Below are 20,593 nucleotides of genomic sequence, written 5' to 3'. Positions count from 1 at the left end.
GCGCCGCCGCGGGCGGGTGGCTTCTCGTCCGGCGGGCCCGCCGCGCCCGCTCCCCCGGGGAGGGGAATGTCAATCGCGGTGGTGGCGGCCGCCTGAGGATTGCCCGTCGTCGGAGGAGGCCCAGGTATCCGCGGGTTCGGCTGGGGCTGGGGCCTCTGAGACGGGTGCGGCGAAGGGGCCTGCGGTCTGCGCGGTCCGGGGTTCTGCGGCGGCTGGCCCTGCGGAGGACGGCCGTGCGGAGGCGGACCCTGGGGCGGATGGCCCTGCGGGGGCGGGCCCTGCGGCGGAGGGGCCTGGGGTCGCGGATTCTGTGGCGGAGGTCCCGGGGGCCTCTGCGGGGGCTGGGCCGGTCTGCGCGGGGGCGGCTGGGGCGGTCTCTGCGTAGGACCCTGCGGACGCGGCGTCTGGGGCGGTGGAGGCGGGGGCGGTTGCCCCTGGGGAGTAGGGCCCTGCGGCCTCCGCGGCGGAGGGGAAGGATTCGGCGACCCAGGCGTCGGGTTCTGCGGACGCCAAGGCTCCGGCCGTGGCTGGTTCCGATCCGTCACCGGCTGCCTCCGCTTTCCGGCGGCGCCTTGCTCGCATGGCCCGCACTCCGACGCCCACGAAGATTACGGCAAGCGCGCCGCCGATGATGAGCGACGCCATCCGCGCGTAACCGGTGGTGCGGACGGTGATGATCTGGCCGTCCCCGAAATCCTCGCCCTCGGAGTTCCTGAGCTGGACCTCCAGCGGGAAGTTGCCGTTGCCGGACGCCTCGACGGGGATTCTCAGTGTGACCCGCTTGCCGGGCCCGAGCTCGAACTCCTGCTGGGATTCGATGAGCTCGCCCACCTTGAGCGCGGGGCTGCGCGAACTGACCTCGACCTGGACCTTGACCGTCTGGTTCCGCAGCTCGTTGGTCACCGTCGCCAGGGTCTGGCCCGAGCCGCCGCCGAGCGCGGCCCGCCTGGTGATGACCCGCACGCTGCGCATGTCGGTTCTGAGCTGGGACTCCAGCTCCTCGCGCGCTTGGACGGCCCGCGCCGAGCGTCTGCGCCAGGCCGCCGACTCCATCCGCAGGACGGCGCGCTGGTACTTGATGTTGTACGGCTCGACCATGATCGAGGAGAACTTGGCGGCGTCGCTGGAGATCTCCTGGACCTCGTCGAGGTAGGCGCCGCCGAGCTCGTCGTCGCCCGCGCCCGCGATGCCCCGCAGCTCGCGCTCCTGCGGCGGCGTGGCCGCCGCCTGGTCGAGCCCGATCGAACGCAGCCACGGCGCCTTGGCGCTGTAGGTGAGCACGGCCTTGGCGAACGCGGGCGAGGGGTTCCAGTGCCGGTCGGGGGCGACGACGACGGTGCGCGGGGTCGCCGGGTTCTCGGCGTTGATCAGGGTGGTCTCGGCGAGGAAGCGCTGCTCGGCCAGGGCGGCGGCGCCGGGGGTGCGGCTGTTTCCGCTGACGATCTGGCTGAGCTTGGCGTCGTAGGTGATGGCCCGGTGGCTGCCGCGCTCGGTGGCCACGCGGGTGGTCACGCCGGACGGCGCGCTCGTGGCGGGCGGGCCGAACAGCCGGTCGGTCAGCAGGAACGAGCCGGTCTTGCGCAGCCGTCCGCGCTCGGCGAGCTGGTTGAGCGTCTGGGGTCCGGCCACCCCGGCGGGCGGCCAGGCGATCTCGCGCAGGTTGCCCCGGCGGCCGAGGACCTGCGAGGCCACACCGCTGTTGCTGTAGGCGAGCGCGAGCTGCCCGTAGTTCTTGTTGCGGACCAGGGCCATGACGTCCGGGTCGGCATACGGGACGGTGAAATAAGGGTCCTTCTCGGACGCCCTGCGCAGCGCGTCGAGCCAGATCGGGGCCGTGGTGCTCTTCGGCTTGCGCTGGCCCTTGCGTGTCTGCGGCGCCCGCACCATGTACGAGTCCTTGGACATGGCATCGACGTCGTCCATGAGCGCCGGGTCGATCGCCCAGGTCAGCGGCGTGGTGGTCGTCGCGGCCGCGTTGACCAGGCCGGACAGCCGTCCTCCCGCGCTCATGTCGGTGGTGAGCTGGTCGTCGATGAACGTCCGGTCGTTCGTGCGGTGCTGGCGGTCGATCAGCGGCCACACCCAGGCGATCGACGTCTTCTGGATCTTGGTCTTGTCGGGAACGTAGGTGATGAACGTGGTGACGTCGTCCAGTACCTGCCCGGCGGCGGTCACCACCTCCGCGCCGACGGGGTAGACCCCGAAGCCCCGCAGCCGCAGCCCCATGACCGCCGTGTCGATGGAGACCTGCCAGTTCTCGGTGCCGTTGACCGCGGCGGCCTTGGTCAGCTGCTGGTGCGAGCCGAATCCCTGGAACGTGCCGGGACGCGCCGACGCCAGCTGGTTGAGCTCGTCGCGGCTGGTCACCGGGGAGCCCCGGTAGCGCAGCCGGACCGAGAGCCCGGGCAGCGGCTGGCCGGACCGGTTCGTCACGGTGCCCGCCAGCGTGACCTTGGCGTCCCTGCCCTTGTCCTTGGCCGTCTTGGGCGTGACCTTGGTCAGCGCCAGCGTGACCTGGGAACGCTCGTCCGGCTGGTGGCGGGCCGATCGGGAGACCCGCCGGTCGCGGTCGGGGTCGGGCGTCGTGGCCAGCGCGGGAGTCTGGACCGCCACGATGCAGGACAGCAGGGCGACCGCTCCGGCCGCGCGTATGACCGCTCTCACGCCATGTCCGCCCAAGGACCACCCCGTGCCGGGACGGCCTGCGGACATCGGGCGTCGCTTTCCCGCATCACGCGCTCGATGGTAGTCCCGACGCCGGTGCCGTCAGACCTTCCGTCGCCGTCGCGTCCACGGATCGTCCCGTCGGCGCCCCTTCCAGGCCGCCTGCCCCCTGCCGTCCCCGTCTCAGATTCGTTTCGCCCGGCGTGCCGGGCACCCCTCCACTTTGCCTCGCGAATCACCCCGCGCGTCGGTCACCTTCCAGCTTGCTTGGCGGATCACGGACACGTTGGTCGGTCGCTCCCACTCGCTTGGCGGATCGCCCGACGCGTTTGCCGCCGCTTCCACTCGCTTGGCGGATCGCCCGACGCGATTGTCGCGCTCCCCCTTAACTCGCGGATCGCCCGACGCGTCGGTCACCGTTCCCACTCGCTTTGCGGATCGCCCGACGCGTCGGTCACCGTTCCCACTCGCTTTGCGGATCGCCCGGCGCGTCGGTCACCGTTCCCACTCGCTTGGCGGATCGCCCGGCGCGTTGGTCACCGTTCCAGCTTGCCTCGCGGATCACGAGCCGGGGCGGGCGACCTCGGCGGTTTGGCGCTCGGGTTCATGATGCGGGGGCGGGCAGGCGCAGCGGTTTGGCGCCGCAGAGCGCGTACAGGTCCAGGGCGCGGATGCCCAGGGCCGTGGACGGCTCCCCGGTGGCGGTGTAGACGACGTCGTCCACGCCCAGGCCGTCGACGACGCTCTCGTCGATCAGCAGGGGCATCGTGTCCGGCAGCAGCAGCGGGCAGACCAGTTCCGCCGCGTATTCGGTCACCGCGTTGACCAGATCGGCCCTGGCCGGACGGATCAGCCGCGCCCCCACGGCCCGGCGCACCAGGTCGGTCGGCGGGTGGACGCCCGCCGGGACGATCGTCCCGACGAGGAAGCGCTGCTCGCGGTGGACGTCGTTGCACGCGTACACCCGGGTGACCAGGCAACGGCCCGACCGCAGGCCGAGTGCCCCGGGAAGCTCGTCGGCGCCGCCGATCGCCACCGGGAGACGCACGATCTCGTGGACGATCTCCCGTTCGAGCAACGCGCGGTGAATGGTGAGAGCGTCCTTCATCGTCAGCTCCTACTCGATGGGTCTCCCCACATACCCCCAGAGCACGTCCTAACCGTGCCGGGGCTGCGTGGCCGTTGGAGCAAGTCGCTGCCGGACCCCGATACCGTTGGACATACGGGAGGCTCGCGCGGGGCGTCCTCGGGGTGTTCAGAACGTAACCCGGGTATCGCGCCTTGTGAAGGGCTCGCCGGTCCGACTTCGCGGCGAGGTCCCTCACCGTCCAATCCCTTTGTCAGCCCTCATCCAAGGAAATACGCTCGATGGCCGTGCCCAGTGCTCCCGTCCCCAACCCGAACGCGACCCCGGATAAGCAGCGTGTGGCGATCGCCGACCTGCTGAGTCGCGTGGCCCCCGTAGCCGACGAGCTCGGCGCCAGGTTCGCGGCCGCCGGCCACGAGCTGGCCCTGGTCGGCGGGCCGGTCAGGGACGCGCTGCTGCACCGCGCCGGCACCGACGTCGACCTGACCACCGACGCGCCGCCCGAGCGGATCCTCCAGCTCATCAAGGGCTGGGCCGACTCCGTCTGGACGATCGGCATCGAGTTCGGCACCGTCGGCCTGCGCAAGGGCGACCACCAGCTGGAGATCACCACCTACCGCAGCGAGTCCTACGACCCCAAGTCGCGCAAGCCCGAGGTGTCATACGGGACGTCCCTCCAGGAAGACCTGCGCCGCCGCGACTTCGCCGTCAACGCGATGGCCGCCCGCCTGCCGGGCCACGAGTTCGTCGACCCGTTCGGAGGCCTCACCGATCTCCAGCGCCGGACGCTGCGCACGCCGGGACGTCCCGAAGACTCCTTCGGCGACGACCCGCTCCGCATGATGCGCGCGGCCCGCTTCGCGTCCCAGCTGGGCTTCGAGGTGGCGCCGGACGTCGTCCAGGCGATGAAGGACATGGCCGCACGCATCGAGATCGTCTCGGCCGAGCGCGTCCGCGACGAGCTGTCCAAGCTGGTCTGCGGCGCCCACCCCCGCGAGGGCCTCGCGCTCCTGGTCGACACGGGCCTGGCCGACCACACGCTGCCCGAGCTGCCCAAACTCCGGCTGGAGATCGACGAGCACCACCGCCACAAGGACGTCTACGAGCACTCGCTGATCGTCCTGGAGCAGGCCATCGCCCAGGAGGAGGACGGCCCCGACCTGGTGCTGCGCCTGGCGGCGCTGCTGCACGACATCGGCAAGCCCAAGACCCGGCGGTTCGAGACCGGCGGCCGCGTCTCGTTCCACCACCACGAGGTCGTCGGCGCCAAGATGACCCGCAAGCGCCTCACCGCCCTGCGCTACCCGAAGGAGATCGTCACCGACGTCTCCCGCCTGGTGGAGCTGCACCTGCGTTTCCACGGCTACGGCACCGGCGAGTGGACCGACGCCGCCGTCCGCCGCTACGTCCGCGACGCGGGCCCCCTGCTGGCGCGCCTGCACAAGCTCACCCGCGCCGACTGCACCACGCGCAACAAGCGCAAGGCCGACCGCCTCCGCCGCACCTACGACGACCTTGAGGCCCGCATCGAGCGCCTGGCCGAGGAGGAGGAGCTGGCGGCGATGCGTCCCGAACTGGACGGCAACGAGATCCAGCAGATCCTCGGCATCAAGCCCGGCCCCCTGGTCGGCAAGGCCTACAAGTTCCTCCTCGACCTCCGCCTGGACGAGGGCATCCTCGGCAAGGAAGCCGCCACCCGGAAACTCCTCGCCTGGGCCGAATCGCAGAACCTCCCCGTCCCCCCGACCGCCCCCGACCAAGACACCGCCTGAGGTGGATTCGGGGGCGGGCGGGTGAGGGACGGTGGGTGCGAGGCTTGTCGGGGCGGTAGGGCCCCGGGTGGCGGTGTGGACGCGGACAATGTGGATCGGGTCCGTGGCGGCGCCGGTCAGGGCTGTGGTGACGGGGTAGAGGGAGGGAGTCGGGCGTGATCGAGCTCAGGCTGGGGCGGATGAGTCCGGCGGAGATCGAGCGGCTGAGGGCGTTCGATGCCGAGCACATCTGGCACCCGTATGCGCCGATGCCGGCGGCCGTTCCGGCGGAGCCGGTGGTTTCGGCGGAGGGCGTCCGGCTGACGCTGGCGGACGGCACCGAGCTGATCGACGGCATGTCGTCCTGGTGGGCGGCCATCCACGGGTACAACCACCCCGCGCTCAACGCCGCCGTGACCGGTCAGCTCGGGAAGATGGCGCATGTGATGTTCGGCGGGCTCACCCATCCGCCCGCCGTGCGGCTGGCCGAGCGGCTGATCGAACTCACCCCCGAGCCGCTCAACAAGATCTTCTTCGCCGACTCTGGCTCGGTCGCGGTCGAGGTCGCGATCAAGATGGCGCTCCAGTACTGGCGCTCGCAGGGACGTCCCGAGCGGCACCGGCTGCTGACCGTCCGCGGCGGCTACCACGGCGACACCTTCGGCGACATGGCCGTGTGCGACCCGGTGAACGGGATGCATCAGATCTTCTCCGACGTCCTGGCCCGGCATCTGTTCGCGCCGCCGCCCCCGCTCGGCTACCTCGCCGAGCCAGACGAGGCGTATCTGGCCGAGCTGAAATCCCTGGTCGAGAAGCACTCCGGCGAGCTCGCGGGCATCATCCTCGAACCGATCGTCCAGGGCGCCGGGGGCATGCGCTTCTACGCCCCCGAGTATCTGCGGGCACTGCGCGAGCTGGCCGACGAGCACGGGATCCTGCTGATCCTGGACGAGATCGCCACCGGGTTCGGCCGGACGGGCGAGCTGTGGGGCTGCGACCACGCCGAGATCGCCCCCGACATCATGTGCCTCGGCAAGGCGATGACCGGTGGCTATCTGACCATGGCCGCCACGCTGTGCACCGACGAGGTCGCGCACGGGATCACGTCCGGCGAGGCCGGGGTGCTCATGCACGGGCCCACCTACATGGCCAATCCGCTCGCCGCGGCCGTGGCGACCGCCTCGATCGACCTGCTCCTGTCCCGCGACTGGCGGGACGAGGTCGACACGATCGAGGCGGTCCTCACCTCGGGCCTGGAGGCCGCCCGGGAGTTCCCCGGGGTGGCCGATGTGCGCGTTCTCGGCGCGATCGGGGTCATCGAGGCGCGGGAGGCGGTCGACGTCGAGGCCGTCCAGAAGCTCGCCATGGACCACGGCATCTGGTTGCGTCCCTTCGGCAAGCTCGTCTACACGATGCCCCCGTATATCTGCACCGAGGACGAGCTGAACCACATCGCCGACGCCCTCTACGCGATCGCCGAGACCCTCTGAGACGTCAGCGGCGGATCGCCTGCGCAGCCAGGGTCAGCACCGCGAAGACCAGGATGACCACGACCCCCGGGTAGAGCATCGACAGCTCCGTCCCGGGCACGATCGCGGCGGTGACGACCGCGAGGCCGAAGGCGCCGCCGACCTGGAGCGAGCTGTTGAGCAGCCCGGCGGCCGTCCCCTGCTCGTCGTCGGCCACGCCGCTGGTCCCGGCGACCATCAGCGCCGCGATGCTGAGCGCGAAGCCCACGCCCCACAGCAGCGACGCGGGCAGCAGCACCGTCCACAGGTCGGGTTCGGACCCGATGCGCAGCATCAGCAGGTAGCTCGGGATGAAGGAGACCAGCCCGGCCAGCAGGACCTTGGTCACGCCGAACCTGTCCATGAGCGCCCCGAGCCTCGGCCCGAGGACGACCACCATCAGCCCGGCGGGCAGCAGCACCAGTGCCATCTGCCACGGCTCCCAGCCGTGCAGGTTCTGCAGGTACAGGGCGAGCAGGAACTGGAAGCCCATGGCCCCTCCGTACAGGAGGGCGGAGCTGATGTTGGCGGTCAGCAGGCCCGGGTTCCGGAACAGGCCGAGCCGGATCAGCGGCTCCTTCACCGTCCGCTCGATCGCGAAGAACGCGGCGAGCAGCAGCCCCGAGACCGCCAGGCCGATGATCGTTCGCGGCGCCGTCCAGCCGGCCTCGGGTGCGGCCACGACCGTGAAGACCATCAACAGCATCCCGCCGACCAGCGTCGCGGCCCCGCCGAGGTCGAGCCGGGGCCGCTCGGTGCGCGGCGGGTCCTTGGGCAGCACCCGCAGCGCGCCCACCAGCACCAGCACGGCGATCGGGATCGGCAGGACGAACGTGGCCCGCCAGTTCAGCGCGGCGAGCAGCCCGCCGACCAGCAGCCCGGACGAGTATCCCGCCGCCTCGAAGACGTTGAAGATCCCGAACGCCTTGTTGCGCTGCGGCCCCTCGGGGAAGGTCGCGGTCAGCAGCGACATGGCCGCCGGGGCGGTGAAGGCCGCCGCCATCCCCTTGAGGAAGCGCGAGCCGATCAGCAGGACCCCGTCGTCCACGACCGCGCCGAGCAGCGACAGGACGGCGAACACCGCCATCGCCACCACCAGTACCCGCCGCCGTCCGAACAGGTCGGCGCACCGCCCGCCCAGCAGCAGGAACCCGCCGAACGCCAGGATGTAGGCGCCGATCAGCCACTGGGCCGTCGCGGCGCTCATCCCGAACTCCCGCTGGATCTCGGGGATCGCCACGGCGATCATCGAGTTCTCCAGCCCGTCGATCAGGATCACCCCGCTGAAGATCATCAGCGATATCCAGGACCGCGCCGTCCATCGCACGGCGTTTCCCGAGGTCACCTCGCTCACCATGGCCCCATGTCCCCTCCCGGATAGTCTGTTCTGAAGCGCCCGCAATCAACGGCGTGGGCAATAGTTGCATACGCGTCATGTTGCACAAGCGTCATAGTGCCGCATGCAACAACTCATGCGCAAGAAGGGGTGGCCCATGGAGATCGCCGACGACGCCGCGGAGGCCCGCGCCCAGGGATGGCGCACCCTGGCCGCCCTGCACGCGTGCATCGAGCACGACCTGGAACAGGACCTCCAGCGCGAGCACGGCCTCTCGGTGAGCGAGTACACCGTCCTGGACGTCCTGGCCCGCCAGGACGGCTTCTACCTCCGGATGACCCAGCTATCCCGGGCCGTCGTCCTCAGCCGCTCGGCCACCACCCGCCTGGTGACGCGCCTAGAACAGCGCGGCCTGCTCCAGCGCTACCTCTGCGAGGACGACCGCCGGGGCATCTACACCGAACTGACCCCCGAGGGCCGCGCCATCCTCGACCAGGCCCGCCCCACACACGACGCCACCCTCGACAAGGCCCTGACCCAAGCCCAGGCCCTCCCGGAACTGGCCCCCCTAGTGACGACCCTCACCACCGCGATCAGCTAGGGACGTCCCGGACGACGGCGGAAACAGAGAGCCCGGGACGGGACGCCGATCTGTAGGCCAGAGCCGCCAGGGCGTAGGCGGCGATGACGACGAGAAGGCTCGGATAGGAGACGCCGTCGGCCGGGAGCCAGGTGGCGGCCGCCGCGGCGGAGGCGGCGAAGACGGCGTTGAAGAGCATGTCGTAGACGGCGAAGACGCGTCCGCGATAGGCGTCCTCGATCGTCTCCTGGAGAAAGGTGTCGACGCAGAGCTTGACCCCCTGGGAGACGATGCCCAGGGTGAACGCGCCCACCGCCCACAGCGGCTTGGAGTAGGGCAGCCCGAAGAGCAGCATCGCGACCGACGCCCCGGCGAGAAGCGCGGTGATCCAGGCCCGCTTGCCGCTGCGCCGGACGATCGACGGCGTGATCAGCGCGGCGACGAAGAAGCCCACACCCGAGAGGCCGAGCATCAGCGCGAAGTTCTCCAGCCCCGTATCGGCGTCGGAGGTGAAGTGGTTGCGGCACAGCAGCAACGTCATGATCAGGACGACGCCGTAGAGGAGCCGGTGCACGGAGATCGCGGCCAGCGCCATCGCGGCCGGACGCCGATCCCAGATATGGCGCGCCCCGTCCGCCAGCCCGTGCATGACGTTGCCGAGCGCCTCACGCGTATGCGACGGCGCCTCGTCCAGATGGGGGCCGAGACGGTGACGTGGAAGCCTCGTCGCGACGGTCCCCGCCAGAAGGAACAGGACGGACACGCACACCAGGATCTGGGCCGTCCCCTCGGGACCCGACCCGAACACCTGGCGCATCAGGAACCCCAGGCCGCCGCCGAGGAAGGCGATGATCGTCCCGGACGTCACCGCGAACGCGTTGGCCGTCACCAGCTGCTCGCGCAGCACGACGTGCGGCAGCGCCGCCGACAGGGCCGCGAGGAAGAACCGGTTCACGCCGAGCACGAGCAGGACACCTAGGAAGAACGCGATCCCGTCGTTCTCGTACATGACCAGCGCCGCCACCACCAGAACCAGCACGGCGCGCAGGATCGGCGCCCACAGCAGGATCTGCCGGCGCTGCCACCGGTCGATGAACACCCCGGCGAACGGCCCGAGCGCCGAATAGGGAAGCAGCGTCACCGCGAACGCCGCCGCGGCCTTGCTCGCCGACGCCTGACGCTCGGGCGAGAAGAACACATATCCCGCGAGCGCCACCTGAAAGACGCCATCGGTGAGCTGCGAGGTCAGACGCGTCGCGTAAAGCCGCCGGAAATCTCGGCCGCCCACGATCGCCCGAAGCTCGCTAGCCCTCACTCGATCACCCTATGTCCGCGATCCCCCGCCCACTCCTTCGCAAGGATGGCTCTACGACGACAAGCAGCAGACACGCCGCCGCCCCTACCCGCAACTTCAAGACCCCCCCCGGGGTGCTTGCCGAGCCGTCGACCTCCCTCGCGGTCGACCTCCTCGACGCAGCCAACGAACGACCCCACGTCCACTCCCACCTTGGGGTCGACGTCAGAGTCGGGGCTGATGGTGGTGATTCGGTCAGTTGGTCAGCCAGAGGTGGGTGTAGTCGTAGCCGGCGGCTACGGGGAGGAAGCGGGTTCCTTGGACGCGGGACGAGTGGAAGATCGTGTGGGCGCGGTCGAGGAGGGGGATGATCGCGGCGTCCTCCATGATCTGGCGGTCGGCGCGTTGCCAGAAGCCGGCGGCCGTGGCGGTGTCACGGGCGGTGAGGGCGGCGTCGATCGAGCCGTTGACCTGCGGGTTGTCGTAGCCGCCGTAGTTGGTGGAGTTGGGGCCGTAGGTACGGCCGTCGAACAGCGGCTGGATGATCGAGCGGCCGTTGTTGCCGTACCAGTCGGGCGTCCAGCCGGGGGCGGCGATGTCCCAGGTGCCGGACGTCGCCTGGGCGGGGTCGGTGATCGTCCGGCCGTAGAAGTTGCCGCCGGTGTCGGGCTGGAGTTCGGTGTCGACGCCGCAGGCGGCCAGGTTCTGGCGGAGGGACTCCGCGATCAGCTTGTGGACGCTGTTGGTGCGGAACGGGAACTTGAGCTTGAGGCGGGGGTGGGCGGTATTGCCCAGGAGTTCGCGGCACTTGCCGGGGTCGCCGCCCTCGCCCGGGGTGGGGTAGCGGTTGGACGCGGCGTACCCCGCGTTACCCGGGGGGATGACGGTGTGGAGCGGCTCGGCGACATCGGGGCCGCCGACGAGCTTGATCAGGGCCGTCCGGTCGACGGCGTACTGGAGGGCCTGGCGGACCTCGCGTTTGGCGAGGGCGCCCTGGTTGCGCGGGCTCCGGGTGTTGAAGACCAGGTAGGGGCTGCTGCTCGGGGTGTCGCGGATCGCGAAGCGGCGGTCGCGGTCGCGGCGCAGGCGGGGGATCGCCGACGTCGGGACGGGCTGGTCCCACGCCAGGTCAGCGGTGCCCTGTTCGAGCTGCTGCTGGACGGTGTCCGGCGAGTCCTGCCCCAGGGTGATCTGGATCTTGTCGACATGGCGTCCGCGCAGGGTGTCGGTCTCGCGGCGCCAGACGGGGTTGCGGGTCAGCACGTACGAACCGCCCGGACGGTAGGACGTGATCTGGTACGGCCCGTTGGAGATCGTGTTGCGCCGGAACTCGGGACCGTCCGGGACGTACCGGTCGTACTCCTTGGGGGCGGCGGCGGTGAAGTTCAGGGTGAGCAGGTTGAGGAAGTCGCTGGCCGGGCGCTTCAGCTTGAAGACCAGCGTGCCGGCGTCTTTGGGCTGGACGCCGGAGATCGCGTGGCCGTTCTGGTAGGACGCCATCGCCCCCGGGTTCTTGGCGTCGACCTTGGCGTAGCCGCGGCAGTAGGAGTCCATCCCGCTGATCGTGGACAGGTAGTAGCCCTTCCCGGGGGACGGCGACGCGGGGTTGCACAGACGCTTGAGGCCGCGTTCGAAGTCATGGGCGGTGACCGGGCGCGGCGGGACGGTGTTCCACTGGACGCCCCGGCGGAGCCTGATCGTGTAGGTGCGGCCGTCCTTGCTGATGCCGCCGTTCTCGCGGCTGGGGACGGCCGCCGCCACGTCAGCCTGGACGGGGATGGTCTCGGCGAACTCGTTGGACGCCTTGGTGCCGAACAGCGTCCTGGCGTAGGTGCGGTTGAGGCCGAAGGCGCCGACGCTGTTGGCGCTGGCGGTGTCGAGATGGTCGACGTCGGAGGACCCGATGATCCGGAGCGTTCCGCCGTCTCGGGGGGCGCCCGCGTGGGACGCCGTGTCTCCCCCGCCGCCGCACGCGCTCAGCCCCACCGTGAGCCCGGCGAGCCCCGCCGTCACCTTCAGTACCTCGCGAGCCATCGGAAACCCCTCGCCCTACGATTTACGTCACTGGCGGTGTCACTGTAAAGGCAGAGCGTGACAACGGCCGCTACATCCCCATTTTCCTTATAGAAGTAAGGGCGCCCTGACCGGTGGATGTCCACCGGTCAGGGCGCCCTGTGACCAGGCTCTCAGCGTGGGATCAGCGCTCGACCTCGCCGCGGATGAAGCTCTCCACGGCCTCGTGCGCCTGCTCGTCGGTGTACTGGACGGGCGGCGACTTCATGAAGTACGAGCTGGCCGACAGGATCGGGCCGCCGATGCCGCGGTCCTTGGCGATCTTGGCGGCGCGGACCGCGTCGATGATGACGCCGGCCGAGTTCGGGGAGTCCCAGACCTCGAGCTTGTACTCCAGGTTCAGCGGGGTGTCGCCGAACGACTTGCCCTCGAGACGGACGTAGGCCCACTTGCGGTCGTCCAGCCACGGCACGTGGTCGGACGGGCCGATGTGCACGTCGGCCTTGGCCATCTCGTGCGGGATCTGCGAGGTGACCGACTGGGTCTTGGAGATCTTCTTGGACTGGAGGCGCTTGCGCTCCAGCATGTTCATGAAGTCCATGTTGCCGCCGAAGTTGAGCTGGTACGTGCGCAGCAGCTCGACCCCGCGGTCTTCGAACAGCTTGGCCATCACGCGGTGGGTGATGGTGGCGCCGACCTGCGACTTGATGTCGTCGCCGACGATCGGCACGCCCGCCTTGGTGAACTTCTCGGCCCACTCGGGGTCGCTGGCGATGAAGACCGGAAGCGCGTTGACGAAGGCCACGCCCGCGTCGATGGCGCACTGCGCGTAGAACCGGGCGGCCTCTTCGGAGCCCACCGGGAGGTAGGAGACCATCACGTCGACCTGCGCGTCCTTGAGCGCCTGGACGACGTCAACCGGGGCGGCGTCCGACTCGTCGACCATCTGGCGGTAGAACTCGCCGAGGCCGTCGAAGGTGTGGCCGCGCTGCACGGTGACGCCGGTCGGGGGGACGTCGCAGATCTTGATGGTGTTGTTCTCGCTGGCGACGATGGCCTCGGAGAGGTCCATGCCGACCTTCTTCGCGTCCACGTCGAACGCCGCGACGAACTCCACGTCACCGACGTGGTACTCGCCGAACTGGACGTGCATGAGACCCGGGACTCGCGCCTGGGCGTCCGCGTCCTTGTAGTACTCGACGCCCTGGACGAGCGAAGCGGCGCAGTTCCCCACACCGACGATGGCTACGCGCACCGAACTCATCCGGTTGCTCCTTCTCTACTTTGCGGAACACGTGGTGTTTCTTCACCCGCCCCCGGGGCGGCCCGGCCGGTCAGCCGTCCGTCTCCCGGGGCATGTCCTGAGTCGTTCCTGACGTCCTGGCCTTTTCCTGCTCCGCCCGCTCGCGCCCGATGAGCTCGTTGAGCCATCTGACCTCGCGTTCGACGGACTCGAGCCCGTGGTTCTGCAGCTCGAGGGTGTAGCTGTCGACCCGTTCCCGGGTCCGCGCCAGCGCGGCGCGTACGCCCTCCAGCCGCTCCTCCAGCCGGCTGCGCCGGCCTTCGAGGATGCGCAGCCGGACGTCGGCGCGGGTGTGCGAGAAGAAGGCGAAGTGAACGCCGAACCCCTCGTCCTCCCACGACGCCGGACCGGCCTCGGTGAGCAGCTCCTGGAGCCGCTCCTTGCCCTCGGCTGTGAGCTTGTAGACGATCTTCGATCGGCGGCTCTGCAGGGCGATCGCCACGTTCGGCTCTTCGGGCGGCCTGTCCTCGATGATCAGCCCGTTGGCGAGGAGCTGCTTGAGGCAGGGGTAGAGGGAGCCGTAGGAGAACGCGCGGAACATGCCCAGCAGCATGTTGAGCCGCTTGCGCAGCTCGTAGCCGTGCATGGGGGACTCGTGGAGCAGGCCGAGGACGGCGAGCTCGAGCACGCCCGCACCCTTCCTGCCCATGTCCGTCCCGCTTCCGCCGCAGATGCCGATGTCTCGAACTGATGTATCGAGTGAATGTATCGACTCGATACATCGCAAAGATACGTAGGTCCCGGAATCTTGGCAACCCCGGGTCCGCGAGTAGGGCCTTTGGTGATCTTCCAAACGACCGGGACGCGTCGTACCCTGCTGCCATGTGGGGTCGGAGACACCACCCATGAGGCCCAGGCTCGTCGTGGACTACGGCCTGGCGAAGCGGGCCGCGCTGGCCGAGCTCCGTTCGGGCCACGTGACCAGGGACGACGCCTGCGACGCCCACCCCTATCTCCTCCGCGCCGCCCGCCATCACGGCGAGCCGACCGACAAGCCCTGCCCCGTATGCGAGCGCGAACGGCTCACGCACGTGACCTACGTATACGGGGACGAACTAGGCCGCTACGAGGGCCGCGTCAAGGGGGCCGCGGAGCTCGCGGCCATGGAACGTGAATACGGAGAATTCCGGGTGTATGTGGTCGAAGTATGCCAAAGTTGCGCCTGGAACCATCTGAGTGTGTCCTACGTGCTCGGACACGGAGAGGAGCCTCGTAGCCAGCGCGGATAGCTCCCCGAGCCCCGTTGCCGCCGAGGAAACAACTCCCAAACTGGACATTGCCCCTACGTGCACGGCCGTCACCCGCTCACCAGCCTGCACAGTACTCTTCGGACGGACGCACAGCCGTAACCCCGTAGATGAGGTCGCGTGAGTAACCCAAGCCAGCCCCGACCAGAACCACGGTCGCAGCGGCCGGGCGGGCAGAACACCCCCCGCTTCGGCAGTCCCGGCGCCCCCGGTGGGCCGGGGACCCCACCCGGTCCCCCCATGTCTTCCAACCCGTCCCCACCCCCGGGCTTCGGCGGCCCCCGCAGCAGCGGCCCCGGCCATCCAGGCGGCCCCGGAGGCCCCGGCCGTCCAGGAGGCCCGGGAGGGCCCGGCGGGCCGGGCGGCCCCGGCGGGCCGGGACGGCGTCCCGGGGCGGGGTTCCAGGAGCGCACCGGCTGGAAGCGCATCCTGCTGGGACGCGGCATCAAGCGCACCGGCTGGCGCCGCTACGTCCCCCCGTGGCGTGCCCTGATGGGCGTGGGCGTCCTCGGCTTCTTCGGGCTCCTGACGCTGATCGGCGTCGCCTACGCCAAGACGCCCGTCCCCGAGGTGGGCAACTCCGATGTGACCAAGACCGCCGCGATCTTCTACTACGCGGACGGCAAGACCGAGATCGGCCGTATCGGCAAGAACCGCGAGATGGTCACCATCCAGCAAGTCCCCGACCATGTCGAGGACGCGGTCATCGCCGCGGAGAACCGCAGCTTCCGCACCGACAACGGCTTCTCGATCAAGGGCATCTCCCGGGCGGTCTACAAGAACCTCTCCGGCGGCGAGACGCAGGGCGGCTCGACCATCACCCAGCAGCTCGCCAAGAACTACTACCTCAACAACGACCGGACGATGAGCCGCAAGTTCAAGGAGCTGTTCATCTCGGTCAAGCTCGAACAGGAGCTGGGTAGCAAGGACAAGGTCCTTGAGCAGTACCTCAACACCATCTACTTCGGCCGCAACGCCTACGGCGTCCAGGCCGCCTCGCGCGCGTTCTTCGGACGCCAGACGACGGTCCAGAAGCTCAAGCCGGACCAGGGCGCCCTGCTCGCCGCGATCATCCAGCAGCCCGGCAAGTTCGACCCCGACAGCGACGACAAGCAGGCCGTCAAGCAGACCGAGGCCCGCTACCGGTACGTCCTGGAAGGGATGCTGAAGACCGGCGCCCTGAACCAGCAGCAGTTCGACACCTACAGCAAGCGCCTCCCCAAGACCCGCGAGAGCGGCGGCTACGAGATGTTCGGCAACCAGCGCGGCTTCATGATCAAGCGCGCCATCAAGGAGCTCGGACGCCAGGGGATCCCGGAGAAGGTCCTCACCGACCAGGGCCTGCACGTCGTCACGACCTTCGACTACAAGAAGATGATCTACGCCAGGAAGGCCGTCGAAGAGACCGTCTCGGGCGTCAACCCCAAGAAGCTCGCCAAGAAGAACGTCCGGCTCGGGCTGGTCTCGGTCAACACCAAGAACGGTGAGGTCGAGGCCTTCTACGGTGGCCCGAACTATCTGGACGACAACGTCGACAACGTCTGGCAGGGGTCGGCCCAGGCGGGTTCGGCCATGAAGCCCTACGTCCTCGCGGCCGGGCTGGAGCAAGGGTTCAGCCTGAAGAGCCTGGTCGAGGGCCGTTCCGGCATGTGGTTCGACGGGACGGGCAAGGTCGTCCCCCGGGGGCAGGGCGTAGGGCCGTTCCCCAACAGCCATAACGCCAAGGGCGCGATCGACCTGGTGAAGGCCACCAAGGAGTCGGCCAACACCGCCTACGTCCAGCTGGCCCTCAAGACCGGCGTGCCCAAGGTGGCCGACACCGCCGTGTCGGCTGGAATCGACCCCTCCCAGGTGAAGCCGTTCCGGGGGCAGGTCGGCCTGGCGCTCGGCATCAACGACGTCCGCGCGATCGAGCAGGCCGCCGGGTACGCGACCTTCGCCAACGGCGGCACGTACCACCAGCCGCACGTCATCAAGAAGGTCCTCGACGTCAAGAACGGCCGCAAGGAGTTCAAGCGGCTGCGCTGGACGCACAAGGAGGAGGCGATCTCCGGGCCGATCACCCAGGACGTCACCCACGCGCTCCAGCAGGTCGTCAAGCCGGGCGGTACGGCGGTGCCCGCCGCGCTGCCCGACCGTCCCGTGGCCGGCAAGACCGGCACCACCGACGACAACATCGCGACGTGGTTCGTCGGTTACGTCCCGAAGATCTCGACGGCCGTGACGATGTTCAACGGCAAGCGCGATCCGGTCATCATCAACGGCACCGAAGTCGTGGGTGGAACCATCTCGGCCAAGATCTGGAACGCCTACATGGCCGACGCCACCCGGGGGACGCCGGTCGACCAGTTCCCGCCGCCCGCGTGGGTCGGGTCCCAGCAGAAGTGGGCCGAAGTCCCCAAGCCGCCCAAGAAGAAGAAGGAGGACGAGCGGCCCAAGTGGTGTGACAAGCCGTGGGGCCAGTTCGACCCCCGATGCCAGGAGGGTGGCGGCGGCGACCCCAACCAGGGGAACAAGCCCCCGTGCCAGACGCCGTTCCCGAACCCGAACTGCGACCCCAACAAGCCCCCGTCGCAGAACCCGCCGAAATGGTGGTGTAACTCACACCCCGACCATCCCGCGTGCCGCAAGGGCAACGGGGGTGGAGGTGACCCGGGTGACAACGAAGATGGTCCTATATGGCCAGAAGCACAGCAAACGCAGCAAAACCCACGCCGGGATGAGTAGCGTTATGTCATGACCTGGCGGCGGCCGGTCTCGTCCTCGCGGGCGTGGCCGGCCGCAGCCATGTAAACGAAGCGTTCCATCCACACGTCCTGGTGACGTAGGAAAACGATTGGGAGATGCCATGACCCGCGGGTGCGAGCGTTATTCGCGCGCACGGAAGTTGGTCATGAGGCGAACCCTCTGAGCCCTTGTGCAGCAGGCGGCGCAGTACGCTCGGACGACGCACAGCCGTACCCCAGTTGATGAGGTCGCGTGAGTAACCCAAGCCAGTACGGACCGGAATACGGAGACGGCCCCGCCCGCAGGGGGCCGGGACGACCCGGAGGGCCCGGCAGGCCCGGCGGTAACGAGGGCTCACGCGGCGTACCCAATAACTCACGGATGCCAGGCCCGCCTCCGCGTTCGGGTGGACGTCCCCAGGGTGGCGGTGGCCGTCCCCAGGGTGGGGGCGGTCGGCCCACTGGTGGCGGACGCCCGCCCGCACCGCCCGGGCAGCGCCGCCTCGGCGGCCCTCCCCCGGGGCAAGCACCCGGACGACGTCCCGGCGCACCCGTGCCCGCGCCTGTGCCCAACGGACGAACGAGCGAGATGCCCGTGGGCCCGGGCGCCGGACAGCGCCGCCCCGGTGGCCCGGGCGGGCCCGGCGGCCGTCCGGGCGGCCCGGGTGGACGTCCCGGCGGACGCGGTCCGGGCGGCCCCGGAGGTCCAGGCGACGGTCCGGGAGGGCGGCGCGGCAAGCGTGACGGCAAGCCCAAGAAGGAGGGCTGGCGCCGCTTCGTCCCGTCGTGGAAGATGACCGCGCTCATCGTCGCGGTCATGATGCTCGCGTTCGCGACGCTCGTCGGCGTGGCCTACGCGATGACGCCGATGCCTTCCGAAACCCAGGCGCACGCGACGAAGGAAGAATCGGTGATCTCCTTCCGCAACGGAGAGGCGCTCGCCCGGTTCGGTGTGCATCGCGAGAGCATCGCGTACAAGGACATCCCGGAGGTCGCTCGTAACGCCGTCCTCGCCGCGGAGGACCGGAACTTCTGGACGGAGCCGGGCATCTCGCCGACCGGCGTCGCTCGCGCGGTCTTCAACGCGGGAACGGGCGGCGAGGTCACGGGCGCGTCCACGATCACGCAGCAGCTCGCCCGCAACTACTTCAAGGGCCTCAGTCAGGAACGGACGATCAGCCGGAAGTTCAAGGAGATCTTCATCTCGATTCGCGTCGGGAACGAGATGAAGAAGGAAGAGGTCCTCAACCTCTACCTGAACACGGTGGCCTTCGGCCGTGGGGCGTACGGGATTCAGGCCGCCTCCCGCGCCTACTTCCACAAGCCCGTCAAGCAGCTCAAGGTGAACGAGGCCGCCATGCTCGCGGCGCTGATCCAGCGTCCGGAATACTTCCACACGCTCGGGGACGACAACCAGCCGGAGAAGAAAGCCCTGATCAACCGCTGGAACTACGTTCTCGACGGAATGGTCGAGAAAAAGTGGCTGTCCCCGGAGGAGCGAGCCAAACAGGTCTTCCCCAAAACGCAGAAAGAGTGGAGCGACGTCGACGAGGACGGCCAGACCGGTTACCTCAAGCAGCGGGTCCTGAACGAGCTCAAGACGCTGGGCATCACCCAGGCACAGCTGGATCTCGGTGGTCTGCGCATCAAGACGACCTTCGACAAGAAGTTGCAGGACTACACCGCCTCGGTCATCCAGCAGATGCGCAAGGAGAAGAACCTCAACAAGGAGATCCGCTTCGGGCTCTCCACGGTCGACCCCAAGACCGGTGGCGTGGTCGCCGCCTACGGTGGGCCCAGCTTCGCCAAGCAGCAGTTCGACGACTCCTTCCAGGGCAAGATCCAGCCCGGTTCGTCGTTCAAGCCGATCGTGCTGGCCACGGCGCTCTCGCAAGGCGTCAGCCTCAAGACCACGATGGACGGCAGTTACAAGCGGACCATCGCGGGCGGCACGTTCACCAACGACGCCCGCAGCGAGAACGGCGTCTACAACCTCACCCAGATGACCGCGATGTCCATCAACACCGCCTACGTCGAACTGGGCCAGAAGGTCGGCCTCGACAAGGTCGCGGAGATGGCCAAGAAGATGGGCATCCCCAAGAACACCCCGTCCCTCAACGACGGCGTCACCAGCCTCCCGCTGGGTGTCATCGACGTCACGCCGGTCACCATGGCCTCGGTGTACTCCACGTTCGCCAACGAGGGCAAGCACACCCCGGTGCATGTGATCTCCGAGATCACCGACAAGGACGGCAAGCCCGTCACCAACAGCGCCGGCAAGGTCATCAAGAAGAACCCGTACAAGGCGGAAGAGGTCTTCTCCAAGGACGTCGCGGCGGACGCCACGCACGCGATGCAGGCCGTCGTCCGCTCGGGTACGGGCAAGCTCGCCAGCCTCGGCACCCGTCCCGTGGCGGGCAAGACGGGTACGACCGACGCCAACAAGGCGGCCTGGTTCGTCGGCTACACCCCGCAGCTGTCCACTTCGGTCGCGATGTGGCGTCAGGGCGCCGACAACTCCCTGAAGTCCCTTCAGGGCATCGGCGGCTACAACCAGATCTACGGTGGTACCGTCCCGGCCGAGATCTTCAAGCGCTTCATGACCAAGGCCCTGGACGGACGCGAGATCGAGCAGTTCCCGCCGCCCGCCAACGGTGGCACGGTCGCCCCGTGGGCCGCCGCGAAGCCGAGCCCGAGCCCGAGCACCTCGGCATCGCCGTCGACGCCCACCACCTGTGAGCCGACCCAACCGGGCCAGGCTCCCCCGACCCCGCGTCCCGGCGAGCCGTGCCCGGAGACCAGCCCGTCGCCGACCCCGAGCACCACGACCAGCCCGCCGCCGACGGGCGGCGACAAGCCGTGCAACCAGGTCGGCATGCCGGTCGGCTGCAACCCCAACATCCCGCCGAGCAACCCGGCGCCCAAGTGGTGGTGCGCCAGCCACCCGAGCCACGAGGCCTGCCAGCGCGACCCCGACGAGGGCGAGCAGCCCCGCTGACCACCTGAACGCCGACGATCTCCCACTACCGAGGGAGGTCGTCGGCGTTTTCGCGCTCCTGTACGACAACCGCACTCGTCCGACAC

13 protein-coding genes are annotated in these 20,593 nt (G+C 69.3%); 6 read left to right on the top strand and 7 right to left on the bottom strand.

The features are described from left to right. Positions 1-69: 69 nt before the first annotated feature. Both ACQPY4_RS41670 and ACQPY4_RS41665 read right to left on the bottom strand, forming a co-directional pair. Entirely contained in the window at positions 70-2,664 is a 2,595-nt protein-coding gene (locus tag ACQPY4_RS41670; RefSeq protein WP_433330947.1) for a DUF6049 family protein, read from the bottom strand. Between the two features lie 604 nt (positions 2,665-3,268). Next, positions 3,269-3,772 carry an aminoacyl-tRNA deacylase gene (locus tag ACQPY4_RS41665; RefSeq protein WP_433330945.1) on the bottom strand — a complete coding sequence of 168 codons (504 nt, stop codon included), beginning with the start codon at positions 3,770-3,772 and terminating at the stop codon, positions 3,269-3,271. 260 nt (positions 3,773-4,032) lie between these two features. On the opposite strand from ACQPY4_RS41665, the gene ACQPY4_RS41660 reads away from it, so the two are divergent. Then, positions 4,033-5,523 carry a CCA tRNA nucleotidyltransferase gene (locus ACQPY4_RS41660; protein WP_433330943.1) on the top strand — a complete coding sequence of 497 codons (1,491 nt, stop codon included), beginning with the start codon at positions 4,033-4,035 and terminating at the stop codon, positions 5,521-5,523. A gap of 155 nt (positions 5,524-5,678) precedes the next feature. Further along, the gene (bioA, locus tag ACQPY4_RS41655; RefSeq protein WP_433330941.1) at positions 5,679-6,992 is read left to right on the top strand and encodes an adenosylmethionine--8-amino-7-oxononanoate transaminase; all 1,314 of its coding nucleotides are present in this window, start codon (positions 5,679-5,681) and stop codon (positions 6,990-6,992) included. Between the two features lie 4 nt (positions 6,993-6,996). Here the strand turns inward: bioA and ACQPY4_RS41650 are convergent, their stop codons facing one another. Then, positions 6,997-8,367, bottom strand: a complete 1,371-nt coding sequence (locus ACQPY4_RS41650) for an MFS transporter (protein ID WP_433330939.1) — start codon at positions 8,365-8,367, stop codon at positions 6,997-6,999. 136 nt (positions 8,368-8,503) lie between these two features. Here ACQPY4_RS41650 and ACQPY4_RS41645 point away from each other — a divergent pair, with 136 nt between their 5' ends. Continuing rightward, positions 8,504-8,947, top strand: coding sequence for a MarR family winged helix-turn-helix transcriptional regulator (locus tag ACQPY4_RS41645; protein WP_433330937.1), 444 nt, complete (start codon positions 8,504-8,506; stop codon positions 8,945-8,947). Here the strand turns inward: ACQPY4_RS41645 and ACQPY4_RS41640 are convergent. The 4 genes from ACQPY4_RS41640 to ACQPY4_RS41625 all read right to left on the bottom strand — a co-directional run bounded on the left by ACQPY4_RS41640 (position 8,940) and on the right by ACQPY4_RS41625 (position 14,185). Beyond that, positions 8,940-10,241, bottom strand: a complete 1,302-nt coding sequence (locus tag ACQPY4_RS41640) for an MFS transporter (RefSeq protein WP_433330935.1) — start codon at positions 10,239-10,241, stop codon at positions 8,940-8,942. The two genes, ACQPY4_RS41645 and ACQPY4_RS41640, sit on opposite strands and share 8 nt — an antisense overlap. A gap of 234 nt (positions 10,242-10,475) precedes the next feature. Further along, positions 10,476-12,254, bottom strand: a complete 1,779-nt coding sequence (locus ACQPY4_RS41635; protein WP_433330933.1) for an ABC transporter substrate-binding protein — start codon at positions 12,252-12,254, stop codon at positions 10,476-10,478. Between the two features lie 163 nt (positions 12,255-12,417). Further along, positions 12,418-13,497 (bottom strand): inositol-3-phosphate synthase, encoded by a 1,080-nt coding sequence (locus tag ACQPY4_RS41630; RefSeq protein WP_433330931.1) that lies wholly within the window; start codon positions 13,495-13,497, stop codon positions 12,418-12,420. Positions 13,498-13,567: 70 nt separating this feature from the next. Further along, the gene (locus ACQPY4_RS41625; protein ID WP_433330929.1) at positions 13,568-14,185 is read right to left on the bottom strand and encodes a helix-turn-helix transcriptional regulator; all 618 of its coding nucleotides are present in this window, start codon (positions 14,183-14,185) and stop codon (positions 13,568-13,570) included. Positions 14,186-14,381: 196 nt separating this feature from the next. On the opposite strand from ACQPY4_RS41625, the gene ACQPY4_RS41620 reads away from it, so the two are divergent. From ACQPY4_RS41620 to ACQPY4_RS41610, 3 genes are all read left to right on the top strand, one after another. Beyond that, positions 14,382-14,765, top strand: coding sequence for a DUF5318 family protein (locus ACQPY4_RS41620; RefSeq protein WP_433330927.1), 384 nt, complete (start codon positions 14,382-14,384; stop codon positions 14,763-14,765). 258 nt (positions 14,766-15,023) lie between these two features. Next, positions 15,024-17,510: a transglycosylase domain-containing protein gene (locus ACQPY4_RS41615; RefSeq protein WP_433330925.1), complete on the top strand. Its 2,487-nt coding sequence runs from the start codon at positions 15,024-15,026 to the stop codon at positions 17,508-17,510. A gap of 588 nt (positions 17,511-18,098) precedes the next feature. Further along, entirely contained in the window at positions 18,099-20,507 is a 2,409-nt protein-coding gene (locus ACQPY4_RS41610) for a transglycosylase domain-containing protein (RefSeq protein WP_433330923.1), read from the top strand. Positions 20,508-20,593: the final 86 nt, after the last annotated feature.

The sequence above is a fragment of the Spirillospora sp. CA-294931 genome (assembly GCF_050946795.1).
GTDB lineage: Bacteria > Actinomycetota > Actinomycetes > Streptosporangiales > Streptosporangiaceae > Spirillospora.
This window is presented reverse-complemented; position numbering and strand designations above follow the sequence as displayed.